16 protein-coding genes are annotated in these 15,839 nt (G+C 66.8%); 9 read left to right on the forward strand and 7 right to left on the reverse strand.

The window, feature by feature from the left end:
• Positions 1 to 79: 79 nt before the first annotated feature.
• Positions 80 to 943 carry an NAD-dependent protein deacetylase gene (locus YQ44_RS16150; RefSeq protein ID WP_071324260.1) on the forward strand — a complete coding sequence of 288 codons (864 nt, stop codon included), beginning with the start codon at positions 80 to 82 and terminating at the stop codon, positions 941 to 943.
• Between the two features lie 56 nt (positions 944 to 999).
• A complete protein-coding gene (gene fghA / locus YQ44_RS16155; RefSeq protein ID WP_071324261.1) occupies positions 1,000 to 1,869 on the forward strand; it encodes an S-formylglutathione hydrolase in 870 nt (289 codons plus the stop codon).
• A gap of 7 nt (positions 1,870 to 1,876) precedes the next feature.
• On the opposite strand, the gene YQ44_RS16160 is transcribed toward fghA, so the two are convergent.
• The 4 genes from YQ44_RS16160 to YQ44_RS16175 form a co-directional block, all read right to left on the reverse strand.
• The gene (locus tag YQ44_RS16160) at positions 1,877 to 2,542 is read right to left on the reverse strand and encodes an alpha/beta hydrolase (RefSeq protein ID WP_071324262.1); all 666 of its coding nucleotides are present in this window, start codon (positions 2,540 to 2,542) and stop codon (positions 1,877 to 1,879) included.
• A 171-nt stretch (positions 2,543 to 2,713) separates the two neighbouring features.
• Positions 2,714 to 5,047: a xanthine dehydrogenase family protein molybdopterin-binding subunit gene (locus tag YQ44_RS16165; RefSeq protein WP_071324263.1), complete on the reverse strand. Its 2,334-nt coding sequence runs from the start codon at positions 5,045 to 5,047 to the stop codon at positions 2,714 to 2,716.
• Positions 5,040 to 5,510, reverse strand: a complete 471-nt coding sequence (locus YQ44_RS16170) for a (2Fe-2S)-binding protein (protein WP_071324264.1) — start codon at positions 5,508 to 5,510, stop codon at positions 5,040 to 5,042. Before YQ44_RS16170 ends, YQ44_RS16165 begins: the two co-directional genes overlap by 8 nt.
• A 39-nt stretch (positions 5,511 to 5,549) precedes the next feature.
• On the reverse strand, positions 5,550 to 6,848 hold the full coding sequence (locus tag YQ44_RS16175; RefSeq protein ID WP_071324265.1) for a cytochrome c: 1,299 nt from the start codon (positions 6,846 to 6,848) through the stop codon (positions 5,550 to 5,552).
• A gap of 217 nt (positions 6,849 to 7,065) precedes the next feature.
• Here YQ44_RS16175 and YQ44_RS16180 point away from each other — a divergent pair, with 217 nt between their 5' ends.
• From YQ44_RS16180 to YQ44_RS16210, 7 genes are all read left to right on the forward strand, one after another.
• Entirely contained in the window at positions 7,066 to 8,718 is a 1,653-nt protein-coding gene (locus YQ44_RS16180; RefSeq protein ID WP_071324266.1) for a Na+/H+ antiporter, read from the forward strand.
• Positions 8,719 to 8,912: 194 nt separating this feature from the next.
• Entirely contained in the window at positions 8,913 to 9,494 is a 582-nt protein-coding gene (locus tag YQ44_RS16185) for a YfiR family protein (protein ID WP_232250920.1), read from the forward strand.
• On the forward strand, positions 9,491 to 10,762 hold the full coding sequence (locus tag YQ44_RS16190; RefSeq protein ID WP_071324267.1) for a diguanylate cyclase domain-containing protein: 1,272 nt from the start codon (positions 9,491 to 9,493) through the stop codon (positions 10,760 to 10,762). Before YQ44_RS16185 ends, YQ44_RS16190 begins: the two co-directional genes overlap by 4 nt.
• Before the next feature lie 17 nt (positions 10,763 to 10,779).
• Positions 10,780 to 11,289: an OmpA family protein gene (locus tag YQ44_RS16195; RefSeq protein ID WP_071324268.1), complete on the forward strand. Its 510-nt coding sequence runs from the start codon at positions 10,780 to 10,782 to the stop codon at positions 11,287 to 11,289.
• A gap of 8 nt (positions 11,290 to 11,297) precedes the next feature.
• Positions 11,298 to 11,792 carry a gluconokinase gene (locus tag YQ44_RS16200; protein ID WP_071326551.1) on the forward strand — a complete coding sequence of 165 codons (495 nt, stop codon included), beginning with the start codon at positions 11,298 to 11,300 and terminating at the stop codon, positions 11,790 to 11,792.
• Positions 11,793 to 11,861: 69 nt separating this feature from the next.
• Positions 11,862 to 12,179 carry a DUF3144 domain-containing protein gene (locus YQ44_RS16205; RefSeq protein WP_071324269.1) on the forward strand — a complete coding sequence of 106 codons (318 nt, stop codon included), beginning with the start codon at positions 11,862 to 11,864 and terminating at the stop codon, positions 12,177 to 12,179.
• Positions 12,179 to 13,099 (forward strand): acyl-CoA desaturase, encoded by a 921-nt coding sequence (locus tag YQ44_RS16210; protein WP_071324270.1) that lies wholly within the window; start codon positions 12,179 to 12,181, stop codon positions 13,097 to 13,099. Before YQ44_RS16205 ends, YQ44_RS16210 begins: the two co-directional genes overlap by 1 nt.
• A gap of 1 nt (position 13,100) precedes the next feature.
• Here YQ44_RS16210 and YQ44_RS16215 read toward each other — a convergent pair whose 3' ends face one another.
• The 3 genes from YQ44_RS16215 to YQ44_RS16225 all read right to left on the reverse strand — a co-directional run bounded on the left by YQ44_RS16215 (position 13,101) and on the right by YQ44_RS16225 (position 15,742).
• Entirely contained in the window at positions 13,101 to 13,643 is a 543-nt protein-coding gene (locus tag YQ44_RS16215; protein WP_071324271.1) for a gamma carbonic anhydrase family protein, read from the reverse strand.
• A gap of 47 nt (positions 13,644 to 13,690) precedes the next feature.
• The gene (locus tag YQ44_RS16220) at positions 13,691 to 14,422 is read right to left on the reverse strand and encodes a CPBP family intramembrane glutamic endopeptidase (protein WP_071324272.1); all 732 of its coding nucleotides are present in this window, start codon (positions 14,420 to 14,422) and stop codon (positions 13,691 to 13,693) included.
• 99 nt (positions 14,423 to 14,521) lie between these two features.
• Complete coding sequence (locus YQ44_RS16225) at positions 14,522 to 15,742, reverse strand: benzoate/H(+) symporter BenE family transporter (RefSeq protein ID WP_071324273.1); 1,221 nt, start codon at positions 15,740 to 15,742, stop codon at positions 14,522 to 14,524.
• Positions 15,743 to 15,839 lie beyond the last annotated feature (97 nt).

A 15,839-nucleotide genomic window follows, 5' to 3' on the forward strand; every position in this document is an offset into this window, starting at 1 on the left:
GCGGCGCACGCGGCAGCCGGCATGCGCGAGCGGCGCGGCCCCGCTACGGCGCCGCGCTTTTCGGGTAGCATGGCGCATCATGCACATTTTCCCCCTCGCCAGCCAGCGGCCCGCCAGCGACGATCCCGCCCTCGACCAGCTGGCGCAGTTCCTGCAGCGCCATCCGGACGCGCTGCTGCTGACGGGCGCCGGCATCAGCACGGCGTCCGGCATTCCCGATTATCGCGACACGGACGGCGTGCGGCGCGGCAACGCGCCCGTGCAAGGCCCCGACTTTCGCCGCCAGGAAGCCGTGCGCCGCCGCTACTGGGCGCGCAGCATGGTAGGCTGGCCCACCCTGGCGCGCGCCGCGCCAAATGCGGGGCACCTTGCCATCGCGCAACTGGCGCAGCGCCGGCGGATAGGCGGCCTGGTGACGCAAAACGTGGATGGCCTGCACCAGCAGGCGGGCAGCGTCGCCGTCACGGAATTGCATGGCAGCATACATGGCGTGGTGTGCCTCGATTGCCGCGCCCGCCACACGCGCCGCCTGATCCAGGAAGTGCTGGAGCGCGACAATCCGCAGATGCTCGGTGCCACGGCCACGCCGGCGCCCGACGGCGACGCCCTGCTGGAACCGTCGCAACTGGCCACTTTTCACCTCCCCTGCTGTCCGCATTGCGGCGGCACCCTGCAGCCGGACGTGGTGTTTTTCGGCGATGGCGTGCCGCCCGCCTGCGCGGCCGAGGCCGGACGCAAGATGGGCGACGCCAGCGCGCTGCTGGTGGTGGGTTCGTCCGTCATGGTGTATTCGAGCTTTCGCCTGTGCCGCATGGCGGCCGAAACGGGCAAGCCCGTGGCCGCCATCAACCTGGGCAAGACGCGCGCCGACCATTTGCTGGCGTTCAAGACCGAAGCGCCGGCACAGGACATCTTGCCTGCATTAGCGGCCATGCTGGGCTGATCCCGGCTCAGCCGCATGCCACTCTCGTTATACTGTGGGATTGACGAGGAGAATTCATGCTGGAACTGTTGAGTGAACACGCCTGTTTTGGCGGCGTACAACGTTTTTATCGCCACGACGCGCAAGCCATCGGCTTGCCCATGCGTTTTTCGGCCTTCATTCCGGACACGGCGCCAGGCGCCACGAGTCACGCCAGGCGCCCCGCCCTGTTCTACCTGGCGGGCCTGACCTGCACGGAAGAAACGTTCATGACCAAGGGCGGCGCGCAGCGCGTGGCCGCCGAGGAAGGCCTGATCCTGATCGCGCCCGACACCAGCCCCCGCGGCGCCGGCATCGCGGGCGAGAGCGAGAGCTGGGATTTCGGCGTAGGCGCCGGCTTTTATGTCGACGCCACCGAGGCGCCATGGAGCGGCCACTATCGCATGTATAGCTACATACTCGAACTGCGCGCGCTGCTGGAGCAGGAACTGGCCATCGATGCGCAGCGCACGGGCATTTTCGGCCATTCCATGGGCGGCCACGGCGCGCTGGTGCTGGCCTTGCGCAATCCTGAACTGTTCCGTTCCGTCTCCGCCTTCGCCCCCATCGCCGCACCCAGCCAGTGTCCATGGGGCAAGAAGGCGTTTTCGGGCTACCTGGGCAGCGACGCGGCCAGCTGGCAGCAGTATGACGCCAGCGCACTGATGCGTGGCCTGCAGGGCAAGACGGCGCCGTTTCCTGACGGCATACTGATCGACCAGGGCCTGGCCGACAAATTCCTGCCCGAGCAACTGTTCCCCGACGTCTTCGAAGCGGCGTGCCAGGACGCGGCCCAGCCACTGCAGCTACGCCGCCATGCCGGCTACGACCACGGCTATTACTTCATCGCCACCTTCATGGAAGAGCATGTGCGCTTCCATGCGCGCCAGCTGCGCGCCATCGCCTGAGTCCCCGCTACTGGGCCGTGCTGGTATGCCCGTTGAAATGGCGCGTGTACCAGTCCGTGGCCAGCAAGGCGGCCTGGTGGCGCGTGTCGGGGCCGCCCGGTGACGCGATCTGTTCCAGTTGTTTATCGCAGCGCAAGGTGGCGAAGGCCATGCGGTTCAGGCCGGCCACGTCGGGATCGCGGCCGCCCACGATGAGCAGCGACGGCACGCGCACGTTTTCCAGCGCCGCCTTGCCCGCCATTTCCACCTGGCCATCGCAGACGGCCAGCGCGGCGATCTCGCTGCTGCGCCAGGCCGCCAGCTGCATCACCACGGCCGCGCTCGTGCCATAGCCATACAGGCCGCACGGCAGGCGCCGCGTGGATGGATCGACTTGCAGCCAGCCCAGCGCTTTTTCCAGCTGGCGCGCCAGCAGCACGATATCGCTGCGCACGAAATACGCATGGCCATTGCTGCCGCCGGCCGGCGCGATGCCGCCCTGGTCGAAGCGCAGGGTGGCGATGCCCGCTCGCAGGAAGTCTTGTGACGTGGCATGGCTGGAGGCGCCCAGATAGTCGCTGTCGGCGCCAGCGCCGTGGGCAAACAGGACGATGCCGACCGGGCGCTCGGGCATGTCGAGCACGCCATCCATTTGAAGTTCATCGGCCGTGATGCTGACAAATTGTTCTTGCATGGTTGCCTCCGCTATCGAGCTGGAATCAAGCTGCTATGACGCTGATTTTGCCGGGCCGGGCGCAGCCTGCACGCCTTGAGCGGCAACCTTCAGTGTACCAGTCTGCGCCCGTTTCTGCGCGGCCGTTCTCGCCTGGGCTGCGCGGCAGGCAATAATTTCAAAAAAGCAATTTTATACGGCGCCATGCCGGTCCAACCCCTTCAGCACGGCTTCCGGACGGATCGGCAAATGCCGCACGCGCGCAGCCACTGCCGCAAAGATGGCGTTGCCGATGGCGGGCGCCACGGCCGTGGTGGGCGGCTCGCCCATGCCCGTCGCCGCCTGCGTGCTGCTGACGAATTCGATGTCGAGCTCCGGCACGTCGGCCATGCGCAGCGGCGTGTAGGTATTCAGGTTGGTATCCTTCACTTCGCCATTCAGGAACGCCGTGCCTTCATGCAAGGCCATGCTCACGCCCCACAGCGCCCCGCCTTCCGCCTGCGCCAGCGCGCCATCGGGATCGACGATGGTGCCGGCGTCGATCACCATGGTCAGTTTCTCGACTTTCACCATGCACGTGCCGCGGTCCACCCTGACGCGGGCCACGCACGCCGTCCAGGTCGGCATGTCGCGCTCCTGGCCGAACGTGGCGGCGATGCCCAGGCCCGTGTCGGGCGGCATGGCCGTGCCCCAGCCCGCCTTTTCCGCCGCCCGGCGCAGCACGTGGGCCAGGCGCGCGGCGCCGCCGACGGCGTTCGGCGCGCTGCCGCCGTTGCGCCCCGTCGCCTGCAGCAGCGACAGGCGGAACGCCAGCGGGTCGACCTTGGCCGCCTGCGCCGCCTCGTCCATGAAGCTTTCCACGGCCCAGTTCGTCCAGCCCGGCCCCACGGAGCGCAGCCAGCCGGGCCGGAAACTGCTGTTGGCCAGGTCGTTCGACACGGCCCGCACGCGCTGCGCGCCCACCGTGTACCAGTGGTCGGCGCCGGCGATGGCGAACGGGTCGTACGGATGGCCCTGCTTATCCTTGGCCAGCAAGGCCGGTATCATGGCTTGCGTGGGCCAGCCCGCGCTCGCCTCGTGCACCATGGCCGCCACCTTGCCGTCGCCATCGAATGCCATGCGCAGGTGCTGCACGGAAGGCGAACGGGGCGAATCGAAGCGCGCATCGTCGGTGCGCGTGCAGATCATCTTGACGGGGCGCCCGACGGCTTGCGCCGCCAGTGCGGCCGGCACGCAATAATCGCCGTTCAGGCGCCGCCCGAAGCCGCCACCGAGCAGATAGGTATGCAGCATCACCTGGCTTTCCGGCACCTTCAGGGCCTGCGCGAGGACAGGCAATATCAGCGATTGCCACTGGTTGCCCGCATGAATATGCCAGACGCCGTCGATTTCCTGCGCCACGGCATTCACCGGTTCCAGCTGGAAATGCAGCACCGTGCCCGTCGTGTAGTGGCGTTCCAGCTTCAGGCTGGCATCGTTGAACGCCTGCTCCACGCCGTCATCATCGACCACGCGCGCGCCCAGCGTGGCATCGGCCAGCTGCTTGGTGGCGTAGTTGACGATATCCTGCTCGGACACGTGGGCGGCCGCGCCGGCCCGCCATTTCACCTGCACCAGCTCGGCCGCGCGCATGGCGGCCGCATACGTTTCGGCCACTACCATGACCCAGCCGGGCACCGTGCCGCTGGGGTCTTGCAGGGCCACGCTGCGCAGGTAGCCCCTCACTTTTTTGGCCGCCGTATCGTCGATGGACACCACCTTCGCGCCATAGCGCGTGGGCGGTATCTTCGGGCGCGCATACAACATGCCCTCGATGTGCGCATCGATGCCGTACACGGCCGTGCCATCCGTTTTCGAGGGGATGTCCAGTGCCTGCACGGGCTGGCCGACCAGGCTGCGCTGCTGCGGCGTTTTCAGCACGATGGCTTGCAGCTGCTCGGGCGTATAGTGGCGCGCCAGCTTGCCACGGCGCACGATGTCGCCATAGGCAATCGACCGCCCCCGTCCATGCACCATGCCCAGTTTCGCATGGCAGGCGGAGACGGGCACGCGCAGCAGGCGCGCGCCCTCCTCGACCAGCGCGAGGCGGCCGGCCGCGCCGGCACGGCTGAGCGGGTCGAAATTCTGCCAGACGGACCAGCTGCCGCCCGTCACCATCAAGCCCCATTTCGGGTCCGTGTCGACATAATGCAGGCGCACCTTGCTCCAGTCCGCTTCCAGCTCGTCGGCGACGATGCGCGCCAGGGCCGTGCCGATATGCTGGCCCATTTCCGCCTTGGCGATATTGACCGTGATCACGCCGTCGACATCGATGCTAAACCAGATGCTGGGATCGAACACGGGCGCGGCCGGCATTGCGGCCGGCGCCGGCGCCGCGCGCGTCTTTGCCGCGGCCAACGACGTATCGGCGCGCAGGAATGCCAGGGTAAAGCCCGTGCCGGCGGCGGCGATGAGGAAACCGCGCCGCCCCGGCGACGGGAGACGGCCGGGGCCTTCTTTTGGCAACTTGCCTGGAAATTCAAGCATGCGGCGCCTCCTGCGGCATGCCCGCGGCCAGCTTGATGGCCTTGCGGATGCGCACGTACGCCATGCAGCGGCACAGGTTGCCGCTCATGACGGCATCGATATTCGCGTCCGTCGGCTGCGGATAGTCTTTCAGCAGGGTGGCCGCCTGCATGATCTGGCCCGACTGGCAATAGCCGCACTGCGGCGCCTGCGTGGCGATCCACGCCTGCTGCAGCGGGTGCGTGCCATCGGGCGACAGGCCTTCGATGGTGGTGATGGCGCAGCCGGTCACGGCCGCAATCGGCGTGATGCACGAACGCATGGCGCGCCCATCGACGTGCACGGTGCAGGCGCCGCACATGCCGATGCCGCAGCCAAACTTGGTGCCCTTCAGATGGGCCTCGTCGCGCAGCACCCACAGCAAGGGGGTGTCGGCATCGACGTCGGTGCTGAAGGGCTGGCCATTGACGGTAATATTATGCATAAAGTCTTTCAATTTCAATCACTTGGCGGCGCGCGTGCATCACTTGGCGGCGCGCGTGCGCGCCACGGCCGCTTCCAGATTCGTCCAGGCCGGTTGGTGGCTGCGGCTGCGGCGCAGGTAGGCGGCCAGCTGGGCCACGTCGTTGTCCGTCAGCGACTGGGCAAAACCCGGCATCAGCACGCCCGGCATGGCTTCATCCTTGCTGATGCCGCGCAGTATCACCTGGATCAGGTTGGCGGGATCGGGCGCGCTGACGGCGCTGTTCAGGCTCAGTTCCGGGCGCAGGGCCGCAGGCTGGCCATCGCTGTTCGAGTGGCACGCGGCACAGGCGGCCACGTACAGGCTGGCGCCGCGGTCGTTGTCGACCAGGCTGACGCGCTGCGAGCGCGCGATGCCGGCTTTCACCACGGCATCCACGTCCACCTGGCGCTGCTCCGCGCCGGCCACGCCGGCAAAATACACGGACAGCGCGCGGATATCGCTGTCCGGCGAAGCGCCCATGCCTTCATGCACGACTGCCGACATGGGGCCGGCCGCCACGCCATGCAAGGCCGTGGCGCCCGTGCGCAGATAGGTGTACAGCTCATCCTGCGTCCACGGCAATGGCGCCGTGTTGGCGCTGTTCAAGGCCGGCGCATACCAGTGGTCGATGGCCGCGCCCACGTAGGGCGAGCCGGCGATCTCGGCGCCCAGCGCATTGCGCGGCGTGTGGCAGGCGGCGCAGTGGGCCAGGCCCTCGGCCAGGTAGCGGCCCCGGTTCCAGTCCAGGCCTTGCGCAGGATCAAGCTGATAGCTGGCCGGCTTGAAGTACAGCAATTTCCAGCCGGCCTGCAAGGCGCGCAGATTGAGCGGGAACGGCACCGTGTTGGCGGGCGCGGCCGCATACACGGGCGGGCGCGTCATGAAATACGCGTACAGGGCCGTCAAGTCCGCGTCCGAGACGAGCGTGAAGTGCGTGTAGGGGAAGACGGGGAACAGGTGCGCGCCGTCGCGGCCCACGCCTTCGCGCATGGCCCGCTGGAAGGCCGCCAGCGACCAGCGGCCGATGCCCGTCTGCGTGTCGGGCGTGATGTTCGTGGCGTGTATCGTGCCGAACGGCGTGGCCAGGCCGCGCCCGCCCGCGTAGTCGGCGCCCCCCTTGGCCGTATGGCAGGCGGCGCAATTGCCCATGCCGGCCAGGATGCGGCCTTGCTCGACCACCTGCGGGGAAAACGCCGTGGCGGCGGGCGGATTGCCGGGCGCCAGCGCGGGGCGCCAGTAATACAGATAGGCGGCCAGCGCCGCCACGGTGAGCAGTGCCAGCAATAGCAGCAGGCCGGTGAAGATCTTTTTGAGCAAAACAGGAATCCGGTAAGTGTCCAGGCGCGCGCGCCGGCCGCACGCGCATGGCAGCGGCGGCAGGGCCGATTGTTACAATCTTACCGCGATTGTGACTTGTTGTATGTACGCAATGACACCTGGTCCGCCCCGCCTTCCCGCCGCAGCGCGTACAGCCCGCTTGCGCGGCCAGCCGCCGCCACACCTTATAATCACCGTTTCAGCACCTGTTCCAACCATGCATACCGTCACCATCATCCTCATCCTCGTCCTGACCGTCGTCCTGTGCGGCTTCATCGCCCGTTCGCGCTGGGTCAGGCTGCCGCTGCCCCTGATCCAGATCGCCGGCGGCACGGGATTGGCCGTGTTTGGCGTGCAAGTGCCGCTCGATCCCGACATTTTCTTCCTGCTCTTCATCCCGCCGCTGCTGTTTCTCGATGGCTGGCGCATCCCGAAGGGCGCCTTCTTTTCCGATGCGCGCTCGATCCTGATGCTGGCCATCGGCCTCGTGCTGTTTACCGTGCTGGGCATGGGCTTTTTCATCGACTGGCTGATCCCCAGCGTGCCGCTGGCCGTCGCCTTCGCGCTGGGCGCCATCCTGTCGCCGACCGACCCTGTGGCCGTGTCGGCGATTGCGGCCGGCAACCCGATCCCGCCGCGCCTGATGCACATCCTCGAAGGCGAATCGCTGCTGAACGACGCTTCCGGCCTCGTCTGTTTCACGTTTGCCGTGGGCGCCATGATGACGGGCGGCTTTTCCATCGGCGCCGCCTCGCTGAGCTTTCTGCAGGAAGCGGGCGGCGGCATCGTCATCGGCCTGGCCATCTCATGGGGCGTGGGCCTGGCGAATAAATGGCTGGTGAGCAAGGTCGGCGAGGAACCGGGCCTGCAGATCCTGATCAGCATCCTGATCCCGTTCGCCGCCTACCTGGGCGCCGAGCAGATCCACGGCTCGGGCATCCTGGCCGCCGCCACGGCCGGCGTCTCCATGCATTACGCCGACCTGATCGGCCGCCCCCTGGCCGCCACGCGCACGCAGCGCAAGGCCGTGTGGGATACCGTGCAACTGGTCTTGAACGGCGTGATCTTCGTCATGCTGGGCGCGCAACTGCCCACCACCGTCGCCGGCTTGCCGGCCGCGTCCGCCGAAGTGGGCGCCGGCAGCGCCTGGAAGCTGCCCCTGTTCGTCGTCGCCATCACGGTGGGGCTGACCTTCATGCGCTTCATCTGGGTCTTCATCTCGATGAAGCTGACCCTGTTCAAGCACCACAAGAAGATGGCGGGCGAACCGAAGGACGCAGCGCTGCTGGCGCGCCCCAGCCTGCGCCTGCTGCTGGTGGCCTCGTTTGCGGGCGTGCGCGGCGCGCTGACCTTGGCCGGCATCCTGACCCTGCCGTTGTTTTTGCCTGACGGCAATCGTTTCCCTGCGCGCGACCTCGTCATCTTCCTGGCCATGGGCGTGATCCTGCTGTCGCTGCTGCTGGCCAGCGTGACCCTGCCCCTGCTGACCAAGGGCCTCGTCTTCGCCCCGCCCGCGCGCCGCTCGACGGAAGAGCGCAACGCGCGCGCCGCCGCCGCCGAGGCCGCCATCGCGCGGCTGGAAAAAATCTGCGCCGGCATCGACAAGGATGACAAGCAGCAAGTCGTCACCGAGGCGTCCAACCGCCTGATCGAAGCCTACCGCCGGCGCCTCGCGTATGGCGAAAGCAGCAACGACGAAGCGACGCGCATGCAGGAGCTGGCCCGGGCCGAGCGGGCGCTGCGCCTGGAAGCGCTGAATGCGGAACGCGACGAGCTGTTCCGCCGCCGCATCTCGGGCGAACTGGACGACACCATCCACCTGCGCCTGCTGCGCGAGATCGACTTGCTGGAAGCGACATTGGAGGAATAGCCACAGTCCGGCCCGGCTTCAGCCATGTTGACGTGCAATTCTCATGGTAAAGAATGCAAGTTTTCACATTAGTGTTTATAATGCAAGGTTATATCGCACAATTGATTTACTTTCAGCACGCAGTTCCGTACAGTCTGTGTTGATGAGTAGCAGTTTGAGTAGCCATCCCGACCTGAATAAAGACACTCAAAGCCGTGCCTTCCTCTCACTGCCACCGGCAGCGCACCGCGCCGCCCGCACTGCTCGCCGCCCTGCTGCTGGCCTCGCTGTTCGCCTGCGGCATGCTGGCGCCCGCCACGGCGTGGGCGCAGGGTAGCGCCGCAGCGGACGCCAGGCGCCAGGCCGACGTGGCGCAAGTGTTGTTCGGCATCATCAGCTATGTGCGCTGGCCCGTGGCGCGCCCCGAAGTGCGCGTCTGCATGGTCGGCACGACCCGCCATGGCGCGGCCATCGTCGACACGCCCGCCTCGAGCATGGGACAACGCATCCGCGTGAAAGTGCAGCCGGTAGCGGGCGCCGTGCATGAATGCGACGTCGTCTACATGGGCAGCCTGCCGGAAAACGAACGCGAACTGCTGCTGACGCAGATCATCGGCAAGCCTATCCTGTCCGTCAGCGAACCGGGCACGGCCTGCCCCGTGGGCACCATGTTCTGCCTGCGCCTGCTCGATGCGCAGCTCGGCTTTGACGTCAACCTCGACGCCATCGCCCGCAGCGGCCTGCGCGTGCATCCGAACGCCTTGCAAATTGCACGTCGCAAGGGACCCCAGCCATGAACCTCCGACTACGCGGCAAGCTGGCCGGAAAACCGCGTCCCACGCTCGACAGCGTGCTGCGGCGCGCCCACCTGAGCGTATCGCTGATCGCCGTGCTGGCGGCCGGCCTGACCCTGACGGCCGTGGCGCTGCTGGCCCTGCGCGTGTATTCGGACCAGAACCTGCGCCTGGTGGCGCGCTCGATGAGCTACACGGTGGAAGCGGCCGTCGTCTTTGGCGACCCCATGGCCGCCAAGGAAGCGCTGGCCTTGATCGGCGTCAATGAAGACATTGACCGGGCGCAAGTGAGCGGCAAGGATGGCAAGGTCCTGGCCCGCTGGGAACGGGGCGAGCACGGCACCCGCTACTACATCGAACGGGCGCTGACGGGCTGGATGCTGCCCGATTCGCTGACCTTCCCCATCACGCACGACGACAATGTGATCGGTAGCATCAAGCTGGTACCGCACAGCCGCAGCCTGCTGCCCTTCCTGTTGAGCGGTCTCAGCTGTTTGCTCGCGTGCCTGGCGCTGAGCCTGATCGTCGCCGTGCGCCTGTCGCGCCGCATGGAAACGGAAATCACGGCGCCGCTGCGCCACCTGGCCGAGACGGCGCACCGCGTGCGGCGCGACCGCTCGTTCGAGTTGCGCGTGCCGGCCGCCAATATCGCCGAACTGAACCAGATCAATGACGACTTCAACGCCCTGCTCGACGAGCTTGAGGCGTGGCAAAGCCATTTGCAAAAGGAAAATGCCTCGCTGTCGCACCGCGCCAACCACGACAGCCTGACGGGTTTGTCGAACCGCGCCTTCATGGAAGCGGAACTCGAGCGCGCCATCATCGACGCGCGGGTCGGCAACGGCAAGGTGGCCGTGCTGTTCCTCGACAGCGACCGCTTCAAGTACATCAACGATACCTTCGGCCATGCCTCGGGCGACCGCGTGCTGGTGACGATCGCCGCGCGCATCAAGCAGCAGTTGCGCGAAGGCGACCTGGTGGCGCGCCTGGGCGGCGACGAATTCGCCATCGTGCTCAAGCCGCTGCGCAGCAGCGCCGACGCCATGCATATCGCCGACAACATCATCGCCGCCATGTCGCACGCCATTGAATTACCAACAGGAAACAGCATCGTCACCTCGCTGACCATCGGCGTGGCCGTCTTCCCCGATCACGCCATCGACGCCGTGTCGCTGGTGGGCGCGGCGGACGAGGCCATGTACCGCGCCAAGCAGGCCCAGCGCGGTACGCGCCAGGTGGCCCGCCTGCCGCACACCCACACCCACCCCTGACCACAAGGAGCATCACCATGCAATGCATCTACAAGCAGTTACGCCTGGGCTTACTCGCCCCCTTCCTCCTGATGCTGGGCCTGCTGACGGCCTGCCAGAGCGCGCCCGAGAAAAAGCCGCTGTTCAACGCCGAGCAGGTCGCCGTCCTGAAGGAGCAGGGTTTCAACCAGACGGACGAAGGCTGGGAGCTGAGCTTCACAGACAAGCTGCTGTTCGAATTCGACGCCGCCAAGCTGACGCCGCCCAGCCGCAGCGCCATCCAGAAGATCAGCGCCGCCCTGCTGAAAGTGGGCATCACGCACATGCGCGTGGAAGGCCATACGGACAATGAAGGCACGGAAGCGTACAACAACAAGCTGTCGCTGGCGCGCGCCAACGTGGTGGCCGACGCCATGAGCGCGACGGGCGTGCCGCGCGACAACATCACCGTGAAAGGCCTGGGCATGAGCAAGCCCGTGGCCTCGAACGCCAGCAAGACGGGCAAGGCGGAAAACCGCCGCGTGACCATCATCGTCTCGGCGCCGTGAGTGCCGGCATGCCCGCCGTGCGCTGGGTCGTGATGGGCGTGTCCGGCTGCGGCAAGAGCGCCGTCGGCAGCCTGCTGGCCGGCGCGCTGGGCGTGCCATACGTGGAAGGCGACGAGCTGCACCCGCCCGGGAACGTGGCCAAGATGAGCGCCGGCGTGCCGCTCGACGATGGCGACCGGGCCGGCTGGCTGGCCGCCTTGCGCGAACGCATCGCCACGGCCAGGGCCCAGGGCAGCGGCCTGGTGGTCTCGTGCTCGGCCCTGAAGCGCGCCTACCGCGACCTGCTGCGCGAAGGCGATCCGGCCCTGCGCTTTGCCCACCTCGACGGTCCGCGCGACGTGCTGGAACGCCGCGTGCAGCGGCCCGGCCATTTCATGCCGCCCAGCCTGCTCGACAGCCAGCTGCGCACCCTGCAGCCGCTGCAGCCAGACGAGTCCGGCATCGTGCTCGACATCCGCCAGCCCCTGGCCGTGCTCGTGGAACAGATCCTGCAAGCGCCCTGAAGCATTGCGCGCGGCTGGACAGCGCGCAGCCCGCTGTGTAGACTGACGCGCACTTTCATGAGGGATTTTATGAGCACACCAAGCACCAAACCAGCGCCGGGCCCGGAATTCTGGGAGCGCGCCGACCAGGTCATCGCCCTGGCCAACGAACAATGCATGCACAGCGGCGGCAATGAAGTGGCCACTTCGCTGCTGTACGCGGCCGCCCGTTTCAACGCCTTCCTCGTCGCCAGCAAGAGCAATGACGTGGCCAAGATGCAACAGGAAAAGGAAGGCGCCGTCGCCTTCTTCACGGAACAGTACAAGCGCATGCTGACCGACAACTTCAACGACTACATCACCAATTTCGACAAGTACACGCAACCGTCGTCGGCCCCCAAGGGCTGATGTCCGCAGCCAGCCTGGCCGGCCACCGCGCCCGCGCCACGCACGCCGACAGCGTGCTCAATGGTTCAGTACGCTATGCGCCGCTGCAATCGCTGTGGCTGATCGCCATGCTGGCCGGCACGCTGTGCGGCGCCCTCCTCGCCTTCAGCTGGACCGGTCTGGCGCTTTTTCTCATCAGCACGGCCATCGTTCTGCTCTTCGGCCATTCCCTCGGCAGCCATAGAAAACTGATACACGACAGCTACCGCTGCCCCCGATGGCTGGCATACCTGTTCGTGTATCTGGGCGTGCTGGTAGGGCTCAGCGGACCGCTGGGCCTGCTGCGCCAGCATGAACTGCGCGACTATGCGCAGCGCCTGCCCGATTGCCACCCGTATCTGCGCCATGGCGGCGGCTTCTGGCGCGATGCCTGGTGGCAACTGCATTGCCGCCTGGTGCTCGACCATCCGCCGCAGATCGCCATCGAGCCGCGCATCGCGCACGACCGTTTCTATCGCTTCCTGGAAGCGACGTGGATGTGGCAGCAGTTGCCGTGGGCCATCCTGTTCTTCCTGTGGGGCGGCTGGGGCCTGGTCTGCTGGGGCGTGTGCGCGCGGGTCAGCGCGGGCGTGCTGGGCCACTGGCTGATCGGCTACTTCGCCCACAACCATGGCCAGATGCATTTTCATGTCGATGGCGCCGCCGTGCAGGGCAGGAATATCCGCCTGACGTCGCTGCTGACCATGGGCGAATGCTGGCACAACAACCATCACGCCTATCCGGGCTCAGCCAGGCTGGGCCTGCTGCCGGGCGAATGGGACCCGGGCTGGTGGGCGCTGCTGTTGCTGCGACGCATGGGCCTCGTATCCGGCCTGCGCTTGCCGCAAGACCTGGCGCCGCGGGCGGAACTGCGCCGCCTCGACGACGCCAGCGCGAATTGAATCAGGCGTCGTCCCGGCCCGCCAGGTAGTTGTTCTTCACGCGCACATAATGTTCGGCCGAATAGCGCAGGTAGGCGATCTCGGCCTCGGTCAGCGCGCGCACCTTGGCGGCGGGCCTGCCCACATATAAATGCCCGCTTTCCAGCACCTTGCCCGGCGACACCAGGCTGCCCGCGCCCAGCATCACGTGTTTTTCCACCACCACGTCATCCATGACGATGCTGCCCATGCCGATCAGGCACTCATCGCCAATCGTGCAACCGTGCAAGATCACGGAATGGCCGATGGTCACGTACTTGCCGATGGTCAAGGGCGAACCATCGGGCTTGGCCGCATTCTTGTGCGACACATGCCCCATGGAAAAGTCCTGGATATTGCTGCCCTCGCCGATGACGATGCGGTTGACGTCGCCGCGCAGCACGCTGTTGCACCAGATGGAACAGTCGTCGCCGATCTGCACATCGCCGATCACTTGCGCCGTGTCATGCAGGTACACGCGTGCGCCCAGCACGGGACGGGTATTCAGGTAGGAACTGACAGGCATCGCATTTTCACTTTCATTCACTCTTGATTAATGGTCAACAACAAACATCATACCCAGCCGGCCGCCAGCGTAAAAATCGCCAGGCCATGGGCCAGGGAAGCCCCCAACAAACCGGCACGGCAATATACCAGCCCCGCCACCACGCCTTCGATCACGGTAAACACGAGGATGGGCGCGCCCACCTGCGTGACGGTGGTGGCGAGGAAAGCATGGCACAGGCCAAACAGCAGGCCCGACACCAGAGCCGCGCGCCAGGCCGGCAGCCAGGCGCGCAATTGCTGCTGCAGCAAGCCGCGAAACAGCAATTCTTCATAACAGTTGGCCGCCAGCGCAAAGCCCAGCAGCAAAGGCAGCATGGAAGGCGCCACGGGCGCCAGCGACGGCAAGCCAGCCAGCGTCTTCAGGACCATGGCCAGCCCGACGATGAGCATGGCACCGGCCACGCCCAGCAGCACGGACAGCAGCGGCCGCCTGCCCATCCAGCTGATCTGGCGGCGCGCCTCGCTTTCCAGCCAGCACGTACTGGCCACCAGCCCCAGCGACATGGCCGCCAGCGCCAGCAAGACCAGCGGCGGCGCCGTGAAGCGCAAGCCGCCTGCCACCACCTGCCAGTAGCCGTGCGCCGTCATCGCATCGCGCGCCAGCACGAAGAACAGGATATGCACGAGCACGCGCAGCAGCGGCACAGTACCTTGCGTTGCCAGCAGCAAGGCGGCGCAGACGAGGAAGGCGGGCGTGATCGCCAGCAGGTACTGCGCCAGGGAAGTGATCTCGGGCATCGTTCAATTCAAGTCGACAGCAAGGTGCCAATGGGCACGGACGACTGCAATTGTATGCGGCGGCCGGGGCCTTGGGCGAAAAATCGCCCAAGGCCCCGCTCAATGCGCCACCGCCTTGCGCCAGCCATGCATCAGGCCATGCGCCGCCAGCCCGGCCGCCAGACCCCACAGGGCGCCCCCCACGCCCAGCACGGTGACGTTCGCGGCCGTGGCCAGGAAAGTGATCAGCGCCGTCTCGCGCGTGCGCGCGTCCGCCATGGCCTGCGCCAGGCTGTTGCCGATGGCGCCCAGCAGGGCCAGGCCCGCCAGGGTCGTGATGAAGGTGCGCGGCAAGACCATGAACAGGCTGGCCAGGGTGACGCCAAAGATGCCCACCGTGATGTACAGCACGCCGCAGGCCAGGCCGGCGATATAGCGCTTCGACGGCTCCGGATGCGCATCCTTGCCCGTGCAGATGGCGGCCGTGATGGCGGCCACGTTGAACGCATGCGCGCCGAACGGCGCCATCAGCAGCGAACCGAGTCCCGTCACCGTCAAAATGGGATTGGCGCTGACGCGGTAGCCATCGTTGCGCAGCACCAGCATGCCGGGCATGTACTGGCCCGTCAAGGTGATCAGGAACAGCGGCAGCGCCACGCCCAGCAGCGACGCCACGGAAAAGCGCGGCATCTCGAACACGGGCGCGGCCAGGGTCAGGGCTATGCCCTGCGCGTCGATGCGCCCCTGCGCCAGCAGCAAGGCCACGCCGATCAGCATGATGCCGACCACGGCGTAGCGCGCCGTGAAGCGGCGCAGCACGGCATACGACAGCAGCAAGACCGCCACCAGCAGCGGATCGGCGCTGGCGCCGCCAAACGCGTTCACGCCGAACTGCAGCAGGATGCCGGCCAGCAAGCCGGCCGCGATGCCGCCCGGGATCAGCCGCACCAGGCGCTCGAACGCGCCCGACATGCCCAGCGCGATGAAGGCGATGGCGGAAAGCAGGTAGGCGCCGATCACCTCGGCATACGGCGTGTGCGGCATGACGGTGGCCAGGAAGGCCACGCCCGGCGTGGACCAGGCCGTGACGACGGGCGCGCGGTAGCGGTAGCTGAGCCAGATGCCCGTCACGCCCACGCCGATGCTCAGCGACCAGACCCAGGACGCCGTCTGCGCCGCGCTGAGCTGCGCCAGCTGGGCCGCCTGGAACACCAGCACGAAAGTGCCGCCATAGTTGACGAGGACGGAAATGCAGGCCGCCATGGTCGGCGATACCAGATCCTGCCAGCGCAGCCGTCCTGCCGTCGCTGCCGTTTTTTCGATTGTTGCGCTTGTCGTCATGCGGAATGCTCCCTTGCCTGTGAAAGGGGGCATCTTAATGCCGGCATGGACTGCCCAGACAGGCCAATTTTCCGACATGCAGCAGACCACTTTCGCG

The sequence above is a fragment of the Janthinobacterium sp. 1_2014MBL_MicDiv genome, from assembly GCF_001865675.1.
In the GTDB taxonomy this organism is placed as follows: Bacteria; Pseudomonadota; Gammaproteobacteria; order Burkholderiales; family Burkholderiaceae_D; genus Janthinobacterium.

Excerpts from the sequence above, each read along its gene's own strand:
- YQ44_RS16215 (WP_071324271.1), bottom strand. The coding sequence starts at position 13,643 with ATGCCTGTCAGTTCCTACCTGAATACCCGTCCCGTGCTGGGCGCACGC.
- YQ44_RS16190 (WP_071324267.1), top strand. The coding sequence starts at position 9,491 with ATGAACCTCCGACTACGCGGCAAGCTGGCCGGAAAACCGCGTCCCACG.
- YQ44_RS16160 (WP_071324262.1), bottom strand. The coding sequence starts at position 2,542 with ATGCAAGAACAATTTGTCAGCATCACGGCCGATGAACTTCAAATGGAT.
- YQ44_RS16210 (WP_071324270.1), top strand. The coding sequence starts at position 12,179 with ATGTCCGCAGCCAGCCTGGCCGGCCACCGCGCCCGCGCCACGCACGCC.
- YQ44_RS16225 (WP_071324273.1), bottom strand. The coding sequence starts at position 15,742 with ATGACGACAAGCGCAACAATCGAAAAAACGGCAGCGACGGCAGGACGG.
- fghA (WP_071324261.1), top strand. The coding sequence starts at position 1,000 with ATGCTGGAACTGTTGAGTGAACACGCCTGTTTTGGCGGCGTACAACGT.
- YQ44_RS16150 (WP_071324260.1), top strand. The coding sequence starts at position 80 with ATGCACATTTTCCCCCTCGCCAGCCAGCGGCCCGCCAGCGACGATCCC.
- YQ44_RS16200 (WP_071326551.1), top strand. The coding sequence starts at position 11,298 with ATGCCCGCCGTGCGCTGGGTCGTGATGGGCGTGTCCGGCTGCGGCAAG.
- YQ44_RS16170 (WP_071324264.1), bottom strand. The coding sequence starts at position 5,510 with ATGCATAATATTACCGTCAATGGCCAGCCCTTCAGCACCGACGTCGAT.
- YQ44_RS16220 (WP_071324272.1), bottom strand. The coding sequence starts at position 14,422 with ATGCCCGAGATCACTTCCCTGGCGCAGTACCTGCTGGCGATCACGCCC.
- YQ44_RS16195 (WP_071324268.1), top strand. The coding sequence starts at position 10,780 with ATGCAATGCATCTACAAGCAGTTACGCCTGGGCTTACTCGCCCCCTTC.
- YQ44_RS16180 (WP_071324266.1), top strand. The coding sequence starts at position 7,066 with ATGCATACCGTCACCATCATCCTCATCCTCGTCCTGACCGTCGTCCTG.
- YQ44_RS16165 (WP_071324263.1), bottom strand. The coding sequence starts at position 5,047 with ATGCTTGAATTTCCAGGCAAGTTGCCAAAAGAAGGCCCCGGCCGTCTC.
- YQ44_RS16205 (WP_071324269.1), top strand. The coding sequence starts at position 11,862 with ATGAGCACACCAAGCACCAAACCAGCGCCGGGCCCGGAATTCTGGGAG.